Source organism: Chitinophaga varians, from assembly GCF_012641275.1.
GTDB classification, from domain to species: Bacteria; Bacteroidota; Bacteroidia; order Chitinophagales; family Chitinophagaceae; genus Chitinophaga; species Chitinophaga varians_A.
The window spans coordinates 1,720,096-1,738,411 of sequence record NZ_JABAIA010000001.1 but is presented as its reverse complement, the minus strand read 5'-3'; the positions used below and the strand labels follow the sequence as shown (position 1 = coordinate 1,738,411).

The window sequence follows — 18,316 nt, the reverse complement described above, 5'->3', positions numbered from 1 at the left end:
ATGTGTTTAAATCGAGGCGTAAAAATACGATATAAACGAATATTTCCTAAAAAAGTCGCATATGAACACGTTAAAGGCTTGTCAATCCGTTAAAAGTTAGCATCTTTGTCGTTTATTGACACAGGGGGTAATTATTCCTCTTTTTTCGTAAGTTTAAGTAAATTATCGAACCTTTACCTTCTATGATCGCTTATTTGGATGGAAAATTGACTTATAAGTCACCAGCTCTTGTTCATATGGATGTGCACGGAATAGGATATGAAGTTCAGATCAGTCTGAACACCTATTCAAGGATACAGGGCCTGGACAGCTGTAAATTGTTAACCTTCCTGCAGATCAAAGAGGATGCGCACACGCTGTTTGGTTTTTTCGAGGAAGCAGAAAAAAACCTGTTCCTCTTATTGATCAGCGTATCGGGAGTAGGCGCCAGTACGGCGAGAATGATGTTGTCTTCTCTTCAACCGGAAGACATCCAGCGGGCCATCATGATGGAAAATGAAAAAATGCTGGAAGGAGTAAAAGGCATAGGGGCCAAAACAGCCAAAAGAATTATTCTGGAACTGAAAGACAAGGTAAAAAAACAAAAGGATACCGTCGGATTACAATTATCTGCTACCGTAAACAATACAATGCATGAAGACGCGTTAAATGCTCTGGTAACTCTTGGCATAGCCCGGAACATGGCGGATACGGCAATCCAGAGAGTTATGAAGAACGAACCACTATTGCAAAACTTGGAAGAGCTGATCAAAAAGGCCCTGAAAAGTTTATAATTTATATCAAGACCTCTATAAAAACCTATTTTTCTTGGCAAGAAAGACTTATTATGGCGCTTTTGCAGTAATAGGAATTGTATCTTTTATCATTGTTGACACCGCCGCAAGGGAACGATCCGGGAATTTTCATTTTTTGAGCAGAACGAGTTGGAAGTCGGATACCACAATTACTGGTAATACCAAAATCGATACTACCGGGAAGAAAGATACCTTGAAATATCCCCTGAAGGACAGGCGCGGCCCCAGTATAGCTGATCCGGCGTCCAGGAATGCTATAGACCTGAACGATCCGGCCAACATCAACAAAACAGTAGAATACGATCCCGTTACCAAGCAATACACCGTTACGGAGAAAATCGGTAATCAGAATTACCGTAACCCCACTTATATGAACTTCGATGAGTTCTATAAGCTCCAGTCAGCGCAAAGTGAAAGAAATTACTGGCAGAAAAGAGCCAGCGCCCTGGGTAACCTGAACCAACGGGGCAACGGCCCGCAGCTGTATAACGGCAGCAACCTCTTTGACCGCATCTTTGGCGGCAGTAAAGTGGATATCCGTCCCCAGGGTAGCCTGGACCTCACTTTCGGCTATCAGGGCCAGAACATCAAAAACCCGGTACTGGTGGAACAAGCCCGGAAAAACGGAGGGTTCAACTTCGATATGGGCATCAACATGAACGTGACCGGCCGCATCGGGGATAAACTGAAACTGATCACCAATTATAACACCCAGTCCACCTTCGATTTTGAAAACCAGGTGAAACTGGAATATACCGGCTATAACGATGAAATTATCAAGAAAATAGAAGCCGGTAACGTAAGTTTTCCCCTGCGTAGCTCCCTCATATCCGGGATACAATCGCTCTTCGGGGTGAAAACCCAACTGCAGTTCGGCCGCCTCACCGTCACCAGCGTACTGTCCAACCAGAAATCGCAGAAGCAGAACCTCATGCTCAAAGGCGGCACCATGGTGCAGGACTATAACATCCGGGCCGACGAATACGAGGACAACAGGCACTTCCTGCTGGCACAGTTCTACCGCGATACCTTCAACTATGCAATGTCTAACCTCCCCATTATCCGCTCCCTGTCCAATATCACCAGGATCGAGGTGTGGGTGACGAATAAAACAGGGGCCACCACTCAAACCCGCGACATCGTGGGCCTGATGGACCTCGGGGAATATAAACCCTATAATCCGGGGATCAGGGTAAACACCAGCTCGCATCTGCCAGACAGGGCCACCAACAACCTGTATGAAAGCCTGATCAGCGACCCCTCCAGCCGTAATACCAGCATCGTCGTAAGCCGGTTGCTGGCTTTGGGGCTTAAACCGGTATCGGAATTTGAAAAGACATTCGCCCGTAAACTGGATTCCACAGAGTATACGGTCAACAAACAACTGGGCTTCATCTCCCTTAACCAACAGCTGCAGCCGGACGAAGTACTGGCGGTGGCTTATCAATATACTTACAATGGCCGTACCTACCAGGTGGGTGAATTCTCACAGGACGTACCGCCAGACCAGAACAACAGCGCCAACTCCCCGGTACTGTTCCTGAAACTGCTCAAAGCCACATCTGCCCGTCCGGCACTGCCTATCTGGAAGCTGATGATGAAAAACGTCTATGCTACCGGCGCCTTCCAGGTAAACAAGGAAGACTTTAAAATGGACGTGTTCTATAAAGACCCCGGCGCAGATGGCAGGCCTCCGAGCGATAAACGCTACCTCCCCGACGCCAAAGGCGATTACGCCGGCGCTCCGATCATCACAGTACTAAACCTGGACCGCCTCAATAACCAGCTGGACCCTCAGCCGGACGGTGTGTTTGATTACGTGGAAGGATATACGATCAACTCCCTGACCGGCAAGATCATGTTCCCCATGCTGGAACCTTTTGCTGACGGCCTCAAGAAAGCATTCGGCGGCGATGGCACCCTCGAAAAACAATACCTGTACCGCGTACTGTACGACTCCATTAAGGTAGTGGCACAACAGTTCCCGCAACTGAACCGCTACGTGATCCGTGGGTCCTATAAATCAGCCAACTCATCGGAAATCAACCTGGGCGGCGGTATCACCATCCCCCCCGGCTCCGTGACAGTTACCGCCGGTGGCCAGCTGCTGCGGGAAAACGTGGATTACATCATCGACTATAACCTCGGCAGGCTCAAAATCATCAACGGCGGGGTGCTCAATTCCGGCGTACCGATCAACGTGCAGTTTGAAAACAACGCGCTGTTCGGACAACAGGTGCGGAACTACTTCGGTACCCGACTCGACTACCTCGTTAATGATAAACTCAGTATCGGCGGTACGATCGTCCGCATGACGGAAAGGCCTTACTACCAGAAAGTGAACTACGGGGAAGACCCTATCAAAAACACGATGGTAGGCCTCGATGTGAACTATGCCTCTGAATGGAAAGGCCTGACCCGCTTCCTCGATAAACTGCCCAACTACAGTACCACCGCACCTTCCAGCGTCCTGTTCACCGGTGAGGTGGCCCGCCTCTTCCCCGGTCACAGTAAACTGATCAACCAGGCCGGCAGCAAACAGGGTACCGCTTATATCGATGACTTTGAAGGCGTGAAAAGCGGATATGACCTGAAGTTCCCGGCCACCAGCTGGGCGTTGGCCTCCACGCCGAAAGGCGCCACCAACGCGGCAGGCACCATATTATTCCCCGAAGCGGAAGTAAGCAACGTATTGGAATACGGTAAAAACAGGGCTAAACTGGCCTGGTATATCCTGGAGCCTACCCTTCAGTTACCGAAATCACCCAACCTGCCGGCAGGCATCACGGTGGACGACCAGTCAGATCCCCGCGTGAGGCTCGTTTACCAGAAAGAAGTGTTCCGTAACCGGTCTACCGACTTCGGCCAAAGCCAGCTCAGTACCCTTGACCTGGCCTACTATCCGACAGAAAGAGGCCCGTACAACTTCACCAGCAGCCCCACGGCCATGGACCGCGATGGTAAACTGGCCCGCCCGAAAACAAGATGGGGCGGTATCATGCGCGCCATCGACAACAGCGACTTTGAAACAGCCAATATCGAATATATCGAGTTCTGGATCCAGGACCCCTTCATTAAAACACCCGGTAGCAACGGAGGTTCCCTCTACTTCAACCTGGGTAACGTTTCTGAAGACATCCTCAAAGACTCGAAGAAATTCTTTGAAAACGGTATGCCCGACCCCCGGCAGGACCCGAATAAAATCGATTCCTCCAACTGGGGCCGTCAGCCTAAGTTCCAGCAACAGATCACACAGGCCTTCGACAACGACCCCAACATCCGCTCCTACCAGGACGTGGGGTATGACGGTCTGAAATCTTCTGACGAAGCAGCTTTCTTCAGAAAGTATATGGACACGATGGCGATGAACTTCGGCGGTTCTCCGGTATTTCAACAGGCGCAGAGAGACCCGGCCAACGACGACTATAAGCATTACCGCAACGCCGATTACGACGCTGCCCGCGCCGGTATCCTGGAGCGCTATAAAAATTACAGCAATCCGGAAGGCAACTCACCAGTGTCTGACCCGAAATCCACTTTCTCTACCGCAGCCACCAATATCCCTGAATCAGAAGACCTGAACAGGGACAACACCATGAATGAAACGGAAGAATACTTCCAGTACCGCGTAGACCTCAAACCGGGTATGACCGTAGGTACCAATTACATCGTGGATAAAATTGACGCGCCGGTAGATCTGCCCAACGGTCAGAAAACTACCGAAACATGGTACCAGTTCAAAGTACCACTGAATCAGTTCAATTCAAAAGTGGGCAACATTCCCGACTTCAAGTCCATCCGCTTCATGCGTATGTTCCTCACTGATTTTGCTGATCCGGTGGTTGTGCGTTTCGCCAAACTGGAACTGGTACGCAGCCAGTGGCGCCGTTATATGTACGAACTGAAACCCGGTGATCCTATACCGCTGGACCAGACCACTACTTTTAACTCTTCTGCCGTTAATATTGAAGAAAACTCTTCCCGCAGCCCTATTCCTTACGTGCTGCCGCCGGGAGTGGTTAGACAGAATACTATCAGCACCAATAACACTACGCTGCAGCTGAATGAACAGTCTTTGTCTGTTCAGGTAGGCAACCTGCAGGACGGCGAAACCCGCGCGTTGTATAAAACGCTCAACATGGACCTGCGCCAGTACAAGAAAATGGAAATGTATGTCCACGCAGAAGCCGTAGGTTCCGCCACCGCGTTGAAAGACGGACAGATGCAGGCCGTGATCCGTATCGGTAGCGACTTTGTGAGCAACTATTACGAGTACCGCATTCCGCTGAAAGTAACTGCCTGGAATTCCAAATCACCTATTGAAATCTGGCCCGACGGCAATAATATGCAGCTCATTATGGAGCGCCTCAGCCAGCTGAAACAGAAAAGGAACATGTGCGATTCCTGCTCTCCGCTGTTGCCCTATCCGATGACGCCGGTGGCCGACGAATTCGGCAACTTCATGTCTGTAGTAGGTAACCCCAGCCTGGGAGACGCGCGCACCATGATGATCGGTGTGACGAACCCGAAAGACGACGGCATGCCGCATTCCGCGGAAGTATGGTTCGATGAACTGCGCCTTTCTGATTTCGATGAAAAAGGTGGTTATGCCGCCCTGGGCAGACTGGACCTGCAACTGGCCGACCTTGGCACCCTCTCGCTGTCCGGAAACATGCACACGGCCGGTTTCGGTAATATCGACCAGCGGGTGAACGAACGTTTCCGTGACAACTTCCTGCAATACGATGCTGCGGCCAACCTCGATCTGGGTAAACTGCTGCCGAAGAAAACAGGTATGTCTATCCCGGTATATGCCGGTTATTCACAGTCAGTCAGCAATCCGGAATATGACCCTTATGACCTTGATATTAAACTGAAAGACAAGCTTGCGCTGGCGAGGTCCAGATGGGAGCGTGACTCCATCCGCAAAAATGCGCAGGACTTTACCTCTATCACGAGCCTGAACTTTACCAACGTCCGGAAGCTCAATATGCGGCAGGGCAAGCGTCACCTGTGGGATATCGAGAACTTTGACGTCAGTTACTCGTTCTCGCAGATCAACCGTCATAACCCGCTTATCCAGAGTGATCTGCTGACCAAGCACCGCGGCGGTATCGGGTACAACTTCGCTGGTCAGCCGAAATATATCGAGCCGTTCAAAAAACTGATCAAAACAAAAACACACTGGCTGGACCTCATACGCGATTTTAACGTCAACTATGTACCGTCTATTATCAGTTTCCGCGCAGACATCATTCGTCAGTTCGGTGCTTCCCGTATCCGTAACGTAGGGGGCGACGTGAAATACCAGTTGCCCGAAACATATGACAAGTACTTCACTTTTGACCGTTACTATACCCTGAAGTGGGACCTGACCCGCAGCCTTAATATAGAGTTCAACGCGGTGAGCAATAACCGTGTAGATGAACCGGCAGGCAGGATCAATACCGGGGCTAAACAGGATACCATCTGGCGTAACTTCTTTAAAGGTGGCCGTTCCGTGAACTATATGCATAATGCCAACTTCACGTATACGTTGCCTACTGCCAAGTTCCCGGCCCTGAGCTGGACCAACGTGGCCATCGGTTACAGTACGGAGTACCGCTGGACAGGCGCGTCAAGACTGGCGCTTTACCTGGGCAATGCCATTGAGAACAGCATGCAGAAAACGATGACTGCTGAGTTTAAGTTTGTGGAACTGTACAACAAATCCAAATTCCTCAGACAGATCAACACCCGCAAGCCTGTTTCCAATAACAATAATAATCAACAGAACAAAAACAACAATCAACAGAAAGATCAGCAAAATAATAACCCGTCATCTTCCGATGAGATCAACCCATGGGTGAAAGGGGTACTGAAAGCGCTGATGGCACTGAAGAGAGTTGGGTTCAACTATAACGAAAACGCCGGTACGCGTCTGCCTGGTTACCTTGACAGCACCAAGGTGCTGGGCATGAACTGGCAGTCCATGGCGCCGGGTATTGGTTTTGTGCTGGGTAAGCAACCGGACAAAAAATGGCTGGATGATTTTGCGAAGAAAGGCCTCATCACCCGTGACCCTTCGTTGAACATACAGTTCCAGCAGCAGTACACCCAACGTTGGGATTTACAGGCGCAACTGGAGCCTTTCAACGATCTGCGTATCGATCTGAGCATGACCAAATCGTTTACCAAAACACATACAGAGCTGTATAAAAACCTGGTGGACTCTAACGGTGTTGATATGGGCTTCCAGCATCTGAGCCCTTATGATGCCGGTGGTTTTGAAATCTCCTACATCGCTATTCAAACGATGTTTGGTAAGATCAATACGGCCAATGGCGTATCAGAAACGTTCCGCAATTTTGAAGCCTACCGGAATATTATTTCCAAACGTCTTGGTGCTGCAAACCCGTACAATAAGGACCCGGGTGTGCCGTCAGGTGATCCTAAAGATCCTACTTACGCGTACGGCTATACGAGATATGCACAGGACGTGCTGATCCCTGCGTTCCTTGCGGCTTACACCGGCAAGTCGCCAGACAAGATCGGTCTGTTGGAAGGACCGGGTAATACCGTGAAGTCCAATCCGTTCAGGAACTATGTGCCAAGGCCCAACTGGCGTATCACGTATAATGGTCTGACCAAGCTGGAACCTTTCCGCAGCTTCCTGACCAACTTTACGCTTACACACGGATATATCGGTTCGTTGTCGATGAACTCCTATAATACCTCCATGTATTATGAAGATCCAAGACTGGCGGGTTATCCGGCGTTCAGAGATACGATATCCGGCAACTACTATCCGTACTTCCTGGTGCCCAACCTGACGCTGACAGAGCAGTTCTCTCCGTTGCTGGGCGTGGACCTCACCTTTACCAACAGCCTCAATGCGCGGGTGGAATTCCGGAAAAGCCGTTCACTCAGCCTCAGCCTTATCGATTACCAGTTGACCGAATTACGTTCCAGCGAAATTGTGATCGGGGCCGGTTACCGTGTAAGAGGATTACAATTGCCTTTTGCCGTAGGTAAAAATGGCGGCAAGCGTCTGCAGAATGATCTTAACTTCCGGCTGGACCTGAGCTTCCGGGATGATAAAACGGCCAATAACCGCCTGGATGCCGACCTGGTAATTCCTACCAGTGGTCAGAAGGTGGTAGGCATTGCGCCGTCTATCGATTATGTGGTGAATAACCGGCTGAACCTGCGTTTCTTCTACGACCGCAGGCAGACGATCCCGGTTATTTCCACTGCTTATCCGATTACGAATACCAGGGGAGGTATTACCTTCCGCTTCGTATTGTCGCAATAGTTTAATTAACAGATACGGCTATAATAGTGTGTCCCCGGGGTTTTGCCCCGGGGATTTTTTTGCCCTTCGGGCGATGTGGAACAAAAAGGCTGACGATGCTTAACAGTCGCCTTGATAAAAATCATGAGCTCTTTAACATTTCTTTTATAAGTTTGTGTCGTGAAATATTTCCTCATCATATGCATTTCTTTGGGCCTCTTGCTGCAGACTTTCAGCAAAAGCCTCATTGTGCTGCAGTTCAGGGCGCAACAGTCCTTTATTGCACAGGTGCTTTGCGAAAACCGCAATAAGCCCGAAATGCATTGTAATGGTAAATGTTACCTGAAAAAGAAACTGGATCGCGATGCCAGCCAGGACAAAAACAGCAACAGTAACAAGGAACGTTACGAAGTAATGTTTGTCAATGCCCTGCCTGAGCGGCTCACAGCGCCGTCTGCAGCACCTGTGGCGCACGTCATCTTCTATGCAGATCCATTCCTCGAAACTCCCGTCCAAACAATTTTCCACCCGCCGCAGTCCCTGAGTTGACCACTTGTTTCAGCATGCCTTTTTAGTTAGACAACCTGACGACCAAATGATCGTACGGCCTGTCTGCGTGCATGTTCCATCCTTTCCGGGCTAAAGTTCCGGATCAGATATCAGCAGGCTTTTCGACCAGCCTGATGAAGTCTGGTATTTCCTGACAAACCAAAGATGTGCGCCTGCGAAGGCATACATCCAACTGACGAACTGATGAAACAAATTTATTTACTGCTCATCGCCTGTTTGGCGATGCGGGCAAGTTATGCCCAGGAGCTGGCCGGGCGCGTGGCGGATGCAAGGACAAGGGAAGCCCTGCCCGGTGTAAGCGTGAACCTGATGGCAGCCGGAAAAGGCTGCACGAGTAATGCACAGGGACGGTACACATTGCCTGCTACAGCAGGCCCTGACTCCCTGAAAATATCCTATGTGGGTTATATCACCCGGAAAATAGCCGCGTCAGCGGCAGCCCAAATGCCGGTCATCTACCTGGAAGCGAGTTCTACCAACCTGAATGAAGTCATCGTTTCTTCTTCCAGGGAAAAACAACTGCGAACAGAGGCACCGGTGGCCATCAGCACCATTTCCCCGCAAACACTACAGGAAACCAAAGCCACTACCCTGGATAAAGTGCTCAATAAAGTCAGCGGCGTATACATGGTGGACCTGGGCAATGAACAACATACCATGGCTATCCGTCAGCCTATCGGTTATAAAAGCCTTTTTCTGTATCTCGAAGACGGTATTCCCATCCGCACCGTGGGAGACTTTAACCATAATGCCCTGATAGAAGTCAACATGGCGGCGCTGCGTAATATTGAGGTGATCCGCGGCCCGGCTTCCTCTCTGTATGGCAGCGAAGCCGTAGGCGGCGCAGTGAATTTTATCACGGCAGCGCCTACACTGGTGCCTACTGCCAAAGTGCAGCTGGAAGCCAGTAACTGGGGATATAAACGCACCGATTTCAGTGTGTCCGATACCAAAGGAAAAGCCGGCTTTTATGTAGGCGGTTATTATGCAGACCAGCGGAACGGCTATATGGACCACAGCGATTTTCATAAGCTCGCTGTCACCGCCCGTACGGACGTGCAGCTGAATGAAAACAACAAATGGACGACCACGGCCACACTGGTCAATTATAAAACAGACCAGACGGGCGGCCTCGACAGCACCCATTTTTACGCCAAAGACTATACGAACTTTCAGACATTCAGCTATCGCGAGGTAAAAGCATTGCGTATCCGCAGCACACTGGAGCATGCCTGGAATACCAGCAATCATACCAGTGTTACTGCCTTCTTCCGTCATAGTACCATCGGACAAAATCCTTTTTATGCGATAAAGGATATCCGTAACACCCTGAAGGCGAGAGGAGAAATCAACAGCGATGCATTTTACAGCTATGGGGTAATAGCGCAGCATAAAAAAGATTTTAACTGGCGGCAGGCATCGCTGATAGCCGGTGTGAGTGCGGATTACAGCCCCGCTACCTATCATGCCGATTACATCGATATCACAAAAAACGCCGCCGGTTATTATACCGGTTATCAGGCTACAGACTCCCTGTTGACCAACTACCGGGTGGGACTGCTGAATACGGCCGTATACACTCAGTTTGCGTTTGCCCCTGTGGAGAACATGCGGGTAGTGGCAGCATTGCGGTACGACAGGATGGATTATAACTTTGATAATTACCTGCCGCCATCTGCCTTTACCGGCGCTCCCAGTGAAAGAAACAATTTTAATGCACTGACGCCCAAGCTGGGGCTGACGTATAACCTGCAACACAATCGTGGTCTGTATGCCAACTATAGCAGAGGTTTTGCGCCGCCTAATATTTCCGAGCTGTACAGAGGGGTGAAAGTGCCGGTGCTGAAGTCCGCTACTTATGATAACTACGAAGCAGGTGGGTGGTTTGCTTTTGCTCAGCAGAAAGGTTATGTGGATGTAAGCATCTACCAGATGAAAGGTACGAATGAAATTGTGAGTGTGCGTGATGCGGACGGTTCTTACACCAACCAGAACGCCGGCGCCACCACACACCGCGGCATAGAATGGAATGCCCGATATACGCCGGTTAAATCAGTGTTCTTACGTACCAGCGGTACCTATGCGCGTCATATCTTCGACGCCTATACGGAGAATGGAAAAACATACGATCATAATGATATGAATGGTGCGCCTAAATGGATCACCAATACTGAGATCACCTGGAAACCTGTTTCCCTGAAAGGTTTTCGTATTGGCGGCGAATGGCAGCATATCAGCGGGTACTATATGGATGCAGCCAATACAGCCTGGTATAGGGGGTATGATTTGTTTAATATCCGTACCGGCTACCAATGGAAAGGATTTGAATGCTGGTTGAACTGTATGAATGCAGGCGACCAGTTATACGCTACTACCGCAGAAAAATCTGCGTATGGCAAGAGTTATCGTGTAGGTCCCCGGCAGACGTTCAATTTCGGCGTGGCTTATACATTTGTTGGCAGGAAATAAAAACACTGTACATGAAAAGAAGAATATTATATATCGCTATTGCTTTGCTGGGAATGGCTTCATGCCGGCCTAAAGAGGCAGTGCCGGCAGGTGCGGTGGTATTGTCGCAGGCGGGTAAGGACGCGTCTTGTCCATATATCACCAAAGACGCCCGGGGGCGTACCGTGATCAGCTGGGTGGAAAAAGACAGCACTGCTGATACCGGCATGATGTATTATGCCGTATCTAACGATAACGGGCATACGTTTTCAGCGCCGGTAAAAATAACTTCCACTGCCGGCGTCTACCCTCATGCGGAAAATCTGCCTAAGCTGTTGTTTCAGCCCGATGGCGGTATCATTGCCTTGTTTGGCGTGGAGCAGCATGATCCGCGGAACAAGTACGCCGGAAAGGTGATGTACGCGGTATCGGCTGATAGTGGCCGTACCTGGGGAGCGCCGGTGCCGCTGGTGACGGATACGGCCGGGTATGATCAGCGTTATTTTGATATGGCTTTGTTGCCCAACGGCGAAGCCGCGGCTATCTGGCTGGACAACCGTAAGGACACCAAAGCAGAGGGTTCTACCCTGTACTGGGCTGTGACGAATGGCAGAAGCGGTTTTCAGGCTGCAAAGCCAATTGCCGGTACAGTGTGCCAGTGTTGCCGTACCCGTTTGTATGTGGCCGGCAATGGCGATATTCATGTGGCTTATCGTGATATCATCAACGATTCTATCCGCGACATGGTACACCAGGTGTCTGTGGATGGCGGCAGGTCTTTCAGTGAGCCGGTGCGTATCAGTGCAGATAACTGGGTGGTGAACGGATGCCCGCATACCGGGCCGGCCCTTACAGCCAATAAAAACGGGCTGCATTTTGCCTGGTTTACCATGGGCGGCGGGCAGGGTGTTTTTTATGCTTCTTCAAAAGATAACGGTAAAACCTATACGCAGAAAGAATCGCTGAGCAAGGCTCCGATGGCCAAGCACCCGCAGATAGTGACCATTCCGGACGACCGGGTGGTGATTGTATGGGACGAACCGGTGAAATGGCAGGGTGATTTCCGTAGCCGCATTGGGATAGCGATAAAATCGCCCGAAGGGCAAACCCTTACCAGCCGGGCGTTAACGGCAGACAGCGTATATGCTGCTTATCCGGTGGCTGGTGCGGTTGACAGTAAAACCATATTAATTGCGTATACCCGTAAGGGTGAGGTTGTGTACGAGCGGGTGAACATCTGAATATCAAAATCTCTAAAAGAAAGAGGGCCAGACATTCGTCCGGCCCTCTTTCTTTTGATAATTTCTTACTCAGTCAGCTATAGCTCCAGCTATAACCCTCACTCCAGTCTTTGCGGGATGCCCAACGGCCATAAGAGCCTCTGCGGGTCTTTCCGAAATAAAGGCGCCAATGTGCTTTCCATCTTGGATAATACAGGCGCAGTACGTACATAGTTAAGAACGTAAGCATAGGGATATGGTTTTCAGTAAGAGGATAGTCTTATCGTCTCGAATTTAGTCTGATGATGGCATTGGTATAAACTTTTTACACATAGGGCATGTAAAAAATATATTAATGATTTCAAATATAGAAAAACGCACTTAACTATGTACTCACATAAACGTGTTAATTTTTATCTATATAATAGGCGTTGGCCTGTTGTAGCGGTGTTAACACCAGGTCATTGATACACACATGCGGCGGCAGGGAGGTACAGTAATACACGACATCGGCCACATCTTGGGCGCTCAACGGGATAAAGCCTTTATACACGTCCTTCGCTTTGTCTTCATCGCCTTTAAAACGTACCAGGGAGAACTCTGTTTCAGCCGCACCGGGATGGATGGCGGTCACCTTGATCCGGTAAGGCAGCAGGTCTATCCGCATGCCCTGTGTGATGGCGTCTACAGCGGCTTTGGAGGCACAATACACATTGCCTTTGGCATATACGTGTTTGGCGGCGGTAGAACCGATATTGATAATATGGCCGTGAGTACGGGCACGCATCCACGGAATCACCACACGCGATACGTACAGCAGGCCTTTTACGTTGGTGTCCATCATATTGTTCCAGTCATCCAGGTCTCCTTCATCAATGGTGCTGAGACCCGCAGCCAGTCCGGCATTGTTGACCAGTATGTCTACCGCTTTCCATTCTTCAGGAATACCATGCAGTGTTTCCTGTACGGCCTTTTCATCGCGTACATCGAAATTCAGCGCCAGCACATTGGCGCCGTACTCCTGTGACAACTGTGTCTGTAAAGCCTCCAGCCTCTCTTTGCGCCGGCCGGTGATGATCACATCATATCCTTTTGAAGCAAATGTTTCTGCGCATGCCTGGCCAAAACCAGCGGTAGCACCTGTGATAAGAACGATTCCCATAATATCTGATTGATGGCGCCCACCAATGGGTGAATGCCTGTTGAAACAATACTGTAAAATTAGCGTGATATTGCCTAAAAACGATACTTTTTCCGATAGTCAACGGATGAGCGTGACAGTTCCCTTTTTTAGGATCTCCCGGCCGTTAAAATCAGTGCCCTGCAATATCCAGAGATAGGTGTCCACCGGAGCGGGCATTCCCCTGTAAGTGCCGTCCCAGCCACTTCGGAAGTCGGTGGAGGAATAGATTTCCTGTCCCCAGCGGTTAAATATCCGGAAGAATTTATAATTGACGATGCCCACGGGGATAAAGCGGAAGCGGTCATTAACACCATCGCCATTAGGCGTAAAAGCGTTGGGGATGTACATCTCCGGACCGGTATAATATTTTACGTTGATGGTATCGTACCCGGTACAGCCCTGCTGATTGGATACCCGCAGCACATAGGTTATGTCTTTGTTGTAGTTCAGCAAAGGGTGCGCTATGCCGGGATCGCTCAGGCCATCGGAAGGCTGCCAGGAATAAAGATCGCCGCCGCTGCCCTGCATGAACATGGTCTGTCCTTTGGCCAGAATGGTATCATTACCGGCAAAGGGAAATACTTCGTATATGCGTATGCTTTGGGTAACCGTTTTATCGCATTGTTTATCGGTATGCAGTGTGAGGGAAACGGTGTACAGGTTGCCTTTATCGAACCGGTGCGTGATGTCGCGTGTATTGCCGGTGACCAGTACGCTGTCAGCTATGCCAAATTCCCAGGTGCGGCTGATAATATTGCCCCAACGGTAAGAAGACGTGTCGTTGAAGTTGATGGGATCTCCCTTGCAAACCCCGCTGCTGGTAAAGCCAGCCCGTAACCCGGGATAGTTGTGTACTTCTCCGGTAATACTGTCGCTGCAGGAGAGGTGAGGATTGACCACCAGTTTTACTTTATATACACCGGTGTCGGGATATTGATGAAAGAAAATGGTTTTGCTGTCTGTAGTGGTGTCTGTACCATCTCCGAAGGCCCAGTAATATGAGGATGTGTAGCCCGCCACGCTGTAATTGGGGAATGCCACCTGTAGCTCGGGCGATTCAGCACAGTTGTTGAGCACTGACGGAAAACCGGCCACGATCTTTGTAGTGCAGTCAAATACTGTGAGCAGGATATCTTTGCTATGGGTGCCCAGTAATCTTTTGGTCACCCTGTCAAACTCGTTCACGCATACCGTGACCACAAATTTGCCCGGCCTGTCGGGCGTACAGGTGATCATGCCCTGGTTATCGATGGTAATGGCCGGACTGCCCCCCATCGGGTTGGCACCTGAATACGGTGGGATGTACCGTACCGTGGCATTGTAGGGCGGAGGGGTGGTGGAATTGGTTTCATTGTTCACTGTTCCATCTGTCAATGCGCTGCAGAGATGATAGGTCAGGCTGTCGCCATCTTCATCAAAGGCGGCATAGTTTATTTTGAACGGCATCTTATTGCAAATCACGATAGCGGAGTCCTTGTTGAAATAGGCGCTGTTGTTGTTAGGCCTGGATTCCGTACCTGGAATGACGGTATAATAAGTAGAGCCTTCATGTTCGGAATCGTATATATTGGTTAGTTTCTCTCCCCGGCAGCAGCGTTGTGACGCCACGTAATACCCTCCGGGGATGGGCGCCAGTTCTATAGTGGCAGTATAAAAGGCTACTTCCAGGTGTTGCGCCTGTGGTGCAAGGCAGGGGTTTTTAAGCGTATCGATGAGGGGTACTACTTTACTGATATAAAGGTATACCGAAGACAATACGCGGGTGCCGTTGGCAGTGTACACGTTGGCCGCTACCGGGTTTTCAAACCTGTCAATACAACCCTGACGGTCGCCGCAGGTAAAGTCTGCGTCACGGTATAGTTTAAGGGTGATGAGATAATGGTAGCGGGAATTATCTCCACTCATACCTATCGTCTTGTAATAAATTTCGCCACCAATGATGTGGTAGGCGGCTGTGTGGAGATGAAACAAACAGCAGCCAAGTACCAGTAACAGGGTGCTCTTCATATTTCGGGGTACTGCTATCTGAATTTAACAAAAAAAAAGCAGACCCGGTTCAGTCGGATAAGGTATTATTTCCCGGTACTACAGAGGGTTTGAGGTGAGTTGATTATATGCAATTAAATATCGGAATACCTAATGAGCTACCTGTCAGCAGATTTATCTGATAAGTGTGACAGTGCCTTTCCGGAGCACAGTTTTTTGGTTGATGTCCCTGCCTTGTACCACCCATACATAAGTGCCTACAGGCGCAGGCTGACCATTAACCCTGCCATCCCATCCTTTCATATAAGTGGTATTGTCGTACATCAGTTTTCCCCAGCGGTCAAACACGCGGAAGAAGTCCATTTGCACCATGCCTACCGGTATCGGCCGGAATACGTCGTTCAGCCCGTCGCCATTCGGTGAAAAGGCATTAGGGATATAGATTTCCGGGCCTGCAATAAAACGGATGAAGATATCGTCGGTACCGGTACATCCTTCCTGGCTGTAGGCTGTAACGGTATAGGTAACATCACGGTTGATCAACGTCACCGGATTGGGGAGATTAGGATTGTTTAAACCGGTGACCGGTGTCCAGGTATACCGCACGCCTCCGGTAGCCTGTAACTGGAACGGCACATTGAGCATGACGATCGTGTCGTTGCCTGCAAACGCATGTACCTGGGGCACTACCTTCACCAGCACACTGGCGGTCACTTTTTTAGGGCATCCCAGTGTATCCGTCACCGTTACCGTAAAGCGGGTAGTGTCAACGGGATAGGCAAAAGTATTGGGCAGGGCAGGGTCTTTCACATAGAAGGACGGGCTCCATCTGTAAGAAGAGCCGCCTTCGGCCCGCAGGAGAACGGGCATACCGAAACAGATGGTCGTATCCGGGTAGGCGACGGCTTTCGGCGGATCCACGACTTTCAGGTTAAGGGTATCGGCGGTAAAACATTTCCCAAGGCTGGCCAGTACCCGGTAGGTCTGCCGTGGCGGCGCCGGCGTCACAAATGCATCTATCAGATTGCTGACCACCTGGTTGCCACCCAGGTTGGTCCACTGATACGCATAGGCGCCGTCTGTTTTTACGGAGAGATGGACTTCATCACCGGTACAAACGGTGCTGTCGCCGGGCACTGTCTGTATCAGCAGCGAGTCTTTTACGTCTACCGCTACTCTTTTTTCGTTGGTGCATCCCTGTTGGTCGGTGAACTTAACGGTGTAAGCCGTGTCTACCTTGGGAAATACGATGGCATTGGGCGTATTGGGATTCAGTATTTTATAGTTGTCCGGTGTCCATTGGTAGGTGCCGGGCATATCGGAAGCGGCCCACAGATGCAGGCTGTCCCTGTAGCAGAGCAGCGTATCAGCAGTGGCGCTGAACGGTGGCCGGTCGTATACGGTAAACGGATGGACGATATTTTTTTCGCAGCCTACGGTAGAACGTACAAACAGTTGCACATTATAGGTGCCTGGTTGTTTGTACTGGAACCGGGGAGCGGGCGTGTTGGTGGTATCATCGGCATTGCCGGTGCCGAAATCCCATTTGTAGTAGGATACCAGGCCGCGGTCTACCCGCGTTACATCCGGCGTGAATGCAGAGGGTTTTTCGGTACATAGACCGGCAACGCTAAAGTCCGGATCAAATTTCGGATAGGCGTATACGGTAGCCAACGCGCTGTCTCCACAGTTACTGTCTTTGTCCACCCACAGTTTTACGTGATAGGTGCCTTCCTGGGCGTAGGTATGTGGAAGAGGGTCAGGGGAAGTGACTGTCAGCAGCGGTGTGCCGTCACCGAAATCCCAGGTGTAGGGTTTGCCTAAGGTGCTGTTATTGATGAAGGTGATGGTAAGGCTGCTGCAGTCGGCGTATTTTTCCGGCATGGCGGCAGTCACCAGTTTTACACAGGTAGTCACCGTGATATGAAAGTCCTTGCGGAGGGTGCCTATTTTTTTCCCGTTGCGGTATTCATTGACGCAGACGGTCACCACGTATTTCCCGGCGGCGGGCGCGGTACCGGAGATCATACCGGTTTTGCGGTCGATGGTGACTTTAGCGCCCAGGGGGGACTGACCGCTGAAAGGAGAAACGTATTGCACAAAATCATAGGGAGGATTCTCTGCCATAGGAGGGATACCGTTTTGCGGCGTCAGCGCACCGCCTTTATAGGCATCACAGAATTCATATTCCAGCTGGTCGCCGTCGATGTCCGATGCGGAAAAATCGTATTCGAATTTTTTGTCGGCGCACACCAGGATGGCTTCTTCTTTGTTGAAAGCGGGACTGGAATTTTTTACGGTATTGGTCACAGGATCTACTGCGCCGCTGGCGGTGCCGGGGATTTCTGCGAAATAGGTGGCGCCGGTACCGCGGTCGGTAGATCCCTGAATAGGTTCGGCCACTATATTCATCATAAAAGGATCACGGCAGCAGCTCTGGAAGGCAATCGTATATCCTTTTTCGTTACTGGGCAACGTGATGGTGGTTTCATAGGTACCTACCTGGAAACAGATTTTAGGCGGGTTGACGATGCAGGGATCTATCTGGGTGGCTGATTTAACTTCGAAGGCGGTGCGGTCAATCGGGTATTGGGCCACATAACCGTTGTCTTTTTTATCGAAAGAAGCCAGGATAACGCTCCTGGGCATTTCCGCAATGCGTTCGCCGGTTTCACAGATGCGGTATAGCTTCAGTGTCACCTGGTAGGTGTTCATGCCGCTTTCGGACCGAAGTAGTTTATAGAAAATCTGGCCGCCGATAATATGGCTGGCATACACAGGAAGGGTGCATACAAAACATATCAGGAGAAGAGTTATTTTCTTCAAAACAGGGCGATTTTGG

The 18,316-nt window shown here is 50.2% G+C and carries 9 protein-coding genes; 5 read left to right on the top strand and 4 right to left on the bottom strand.

The genetic code is table 11. From position 1 onward, the window contains the following. Positions 1 to 182 precede the first annotated feature (182 nt). From ruvA to HGH92_RS06950, 5 genes are all read left to right on the top strand, one after another. Positions 183 to 773, top strand: a complete 591-nt coding sequence (ruvA, locus tag HGH92_RS06970; protein ID WP_168870007.1) for a Holliday junction branch migration protein RuvA — start codon at positions 183 to 185, stop codon at positions 771 to 773. A 136-nt stretch (positions 774 to 909) separates the two neighbouring features. Beyond that, positions 910 to 8,088, top strand: coding sequence for a cell surface protein SprA (gene sprA / locus HGH92_RS06965; protein ID WP_247654840.1), 7,179 nt, complete (start codon positions 910 to 912; stop codon positions 8,086 to 8,088). A gap of 159 nt (positions 8,089 to 8,247) precedes the next feature. Then, positions 8,248 to 8,616 carry a hypothetical protein gene (locus tag HGH92_RS06960; RefSeq protein WP_168870005.1) on the top strand — a complete coding sequence of 123 codons (369 nt, stop codon included), beginning with the start codon at positions 8,248 to 8,250 and terminating at the stop codon, positions 8,614 to 8,616. 204 nt (positions 8,617 to 8,820) lie between these two features. Next, positions 8,821 to 11,106 carry a TonB-dependent receptor gene (locus HGH92_RS06955; protein WP_168870004.1) on the top strand — a complete coding sequence of 762 codons (2,286 nt, stop codon included), beginning with the start codon at positions 8,821 to 8,823 and terminating at the stop codon, positions 11,104 to 11,106. A gap of 11 nt (positions 11,107 to 11,117) precedes the next feature. Beyond that, a complete protein-coding gene (locus HGH92_RS06950) occupies positions 11,118 to 12,326 on the top strand; it encodes a sialidase family protein (protein ID WP_168870003.1) in 1,209 nt (402 codons plus the stop codon). Between the two features lie 73 nt (positions 12,327 to 12,399). Here the strand turns inward: HGH92_RS06950 and HGH92_RS06945 are convergent, their stop codons facing one another. From HGH92_RS06945 to HGH92_RS06930, 4 genes are all read right to left on the bottom strand, one after another. After that, the gene (locus HGH92_RS06945; RefSeq protein ID WP_168870002.1) at positions 12,400 to 12,555 is read right to left on the bottom strand and encodes a hypothetical protein; all 156 of its coding nucleotides are present in this window, start codon (positions 12,553 to 12,555) and stop codon (positions 12,400 to 12,402) included. A 156-nt stretch (positions 12,556 to 12,711) separates the two neighbouring features. Beyond that, the gene (locus HGH92_RS06940) at positions 12,712 to 13,467 is read right to left on the bottom strand and encodes an SDR family NAD(P)-dependent oxidoreductase (protein WP_168870001.1); all 756 of its coding nucleotides are present in this window, start codon (positions 13,465 to 13,467) and stop codon (positions 12,712 to 12,714) included. A gap of 99 nt (positions 13,468 to 13,566) precedes the next feature. Beyond that, positions 13,567 to 15,495, bottom strand: a complete 1,929-nt coding sequence (locus tag HGH92_RS06935) for a gliding motility-associated C-terminal domain-containing protein (protein ID WP_168870000.1) — start codon at positions 15,493 to 15,495, stop codon at positions 13,567 to 13,569. Between the two features lie 153 nt (positions 15,496 to 15,648). Next, positions 15,649 to 18,300, bottom strand: coding sequence for a PKD domain-containing protein (locus HGH92_RS06930; protein ID WP_168869999.1), 2,652 nt, complete (start codon positions 18,298 to 18,300; stop codon positions 15,649 to 15,651). Between the last annotated feature and the right edge of the window lie 16 nt (positions 18,301 to 18,316).

Coding starts and splice junctions, on each gene's coding strand:
- HGH92_RS06940 (WP_168870001.1), bottom strand. CDS start 13,467: ATGGGAATCGTTCTTATCACAGGTGCTACCGCTGGTTTTGGCCAGGCA.
- HGH92_RS06955 (WP_168870004.1), top strand. CDS start 8,821: ATGAAACAAATTTATTTACTGCTCATCGCCTGTTTGGCGATGCGGGCA.
- ruvA (WP_168870007.1), top strand. CDS start 183: ATGATCGCTTATTTGGATGGAAAATTGACTTATAAGTCACCAGCTCTT.
- HGH92_RS06935 (WP_168870000.1), bottom strand. CDS start 15,495: ATGAAGAGCACCCTGTTACTGGTACTTGGCTGCTGTTTGTTTCATCTC.
- HGH92_RS06950 (WP_168870003.1), top strand. CDS start 11,118: ATGAAAAGAAGAATATTATATATCGCTATTGCTTTGCTGGGAATGGCT.
- HGH92_RS06945 (WP_168870002.1), bottom strand. CDS start 12,555: ATGCTTACGTTCTTAACTATGTACGTACTGCGCCTGTATTATCCAAGA.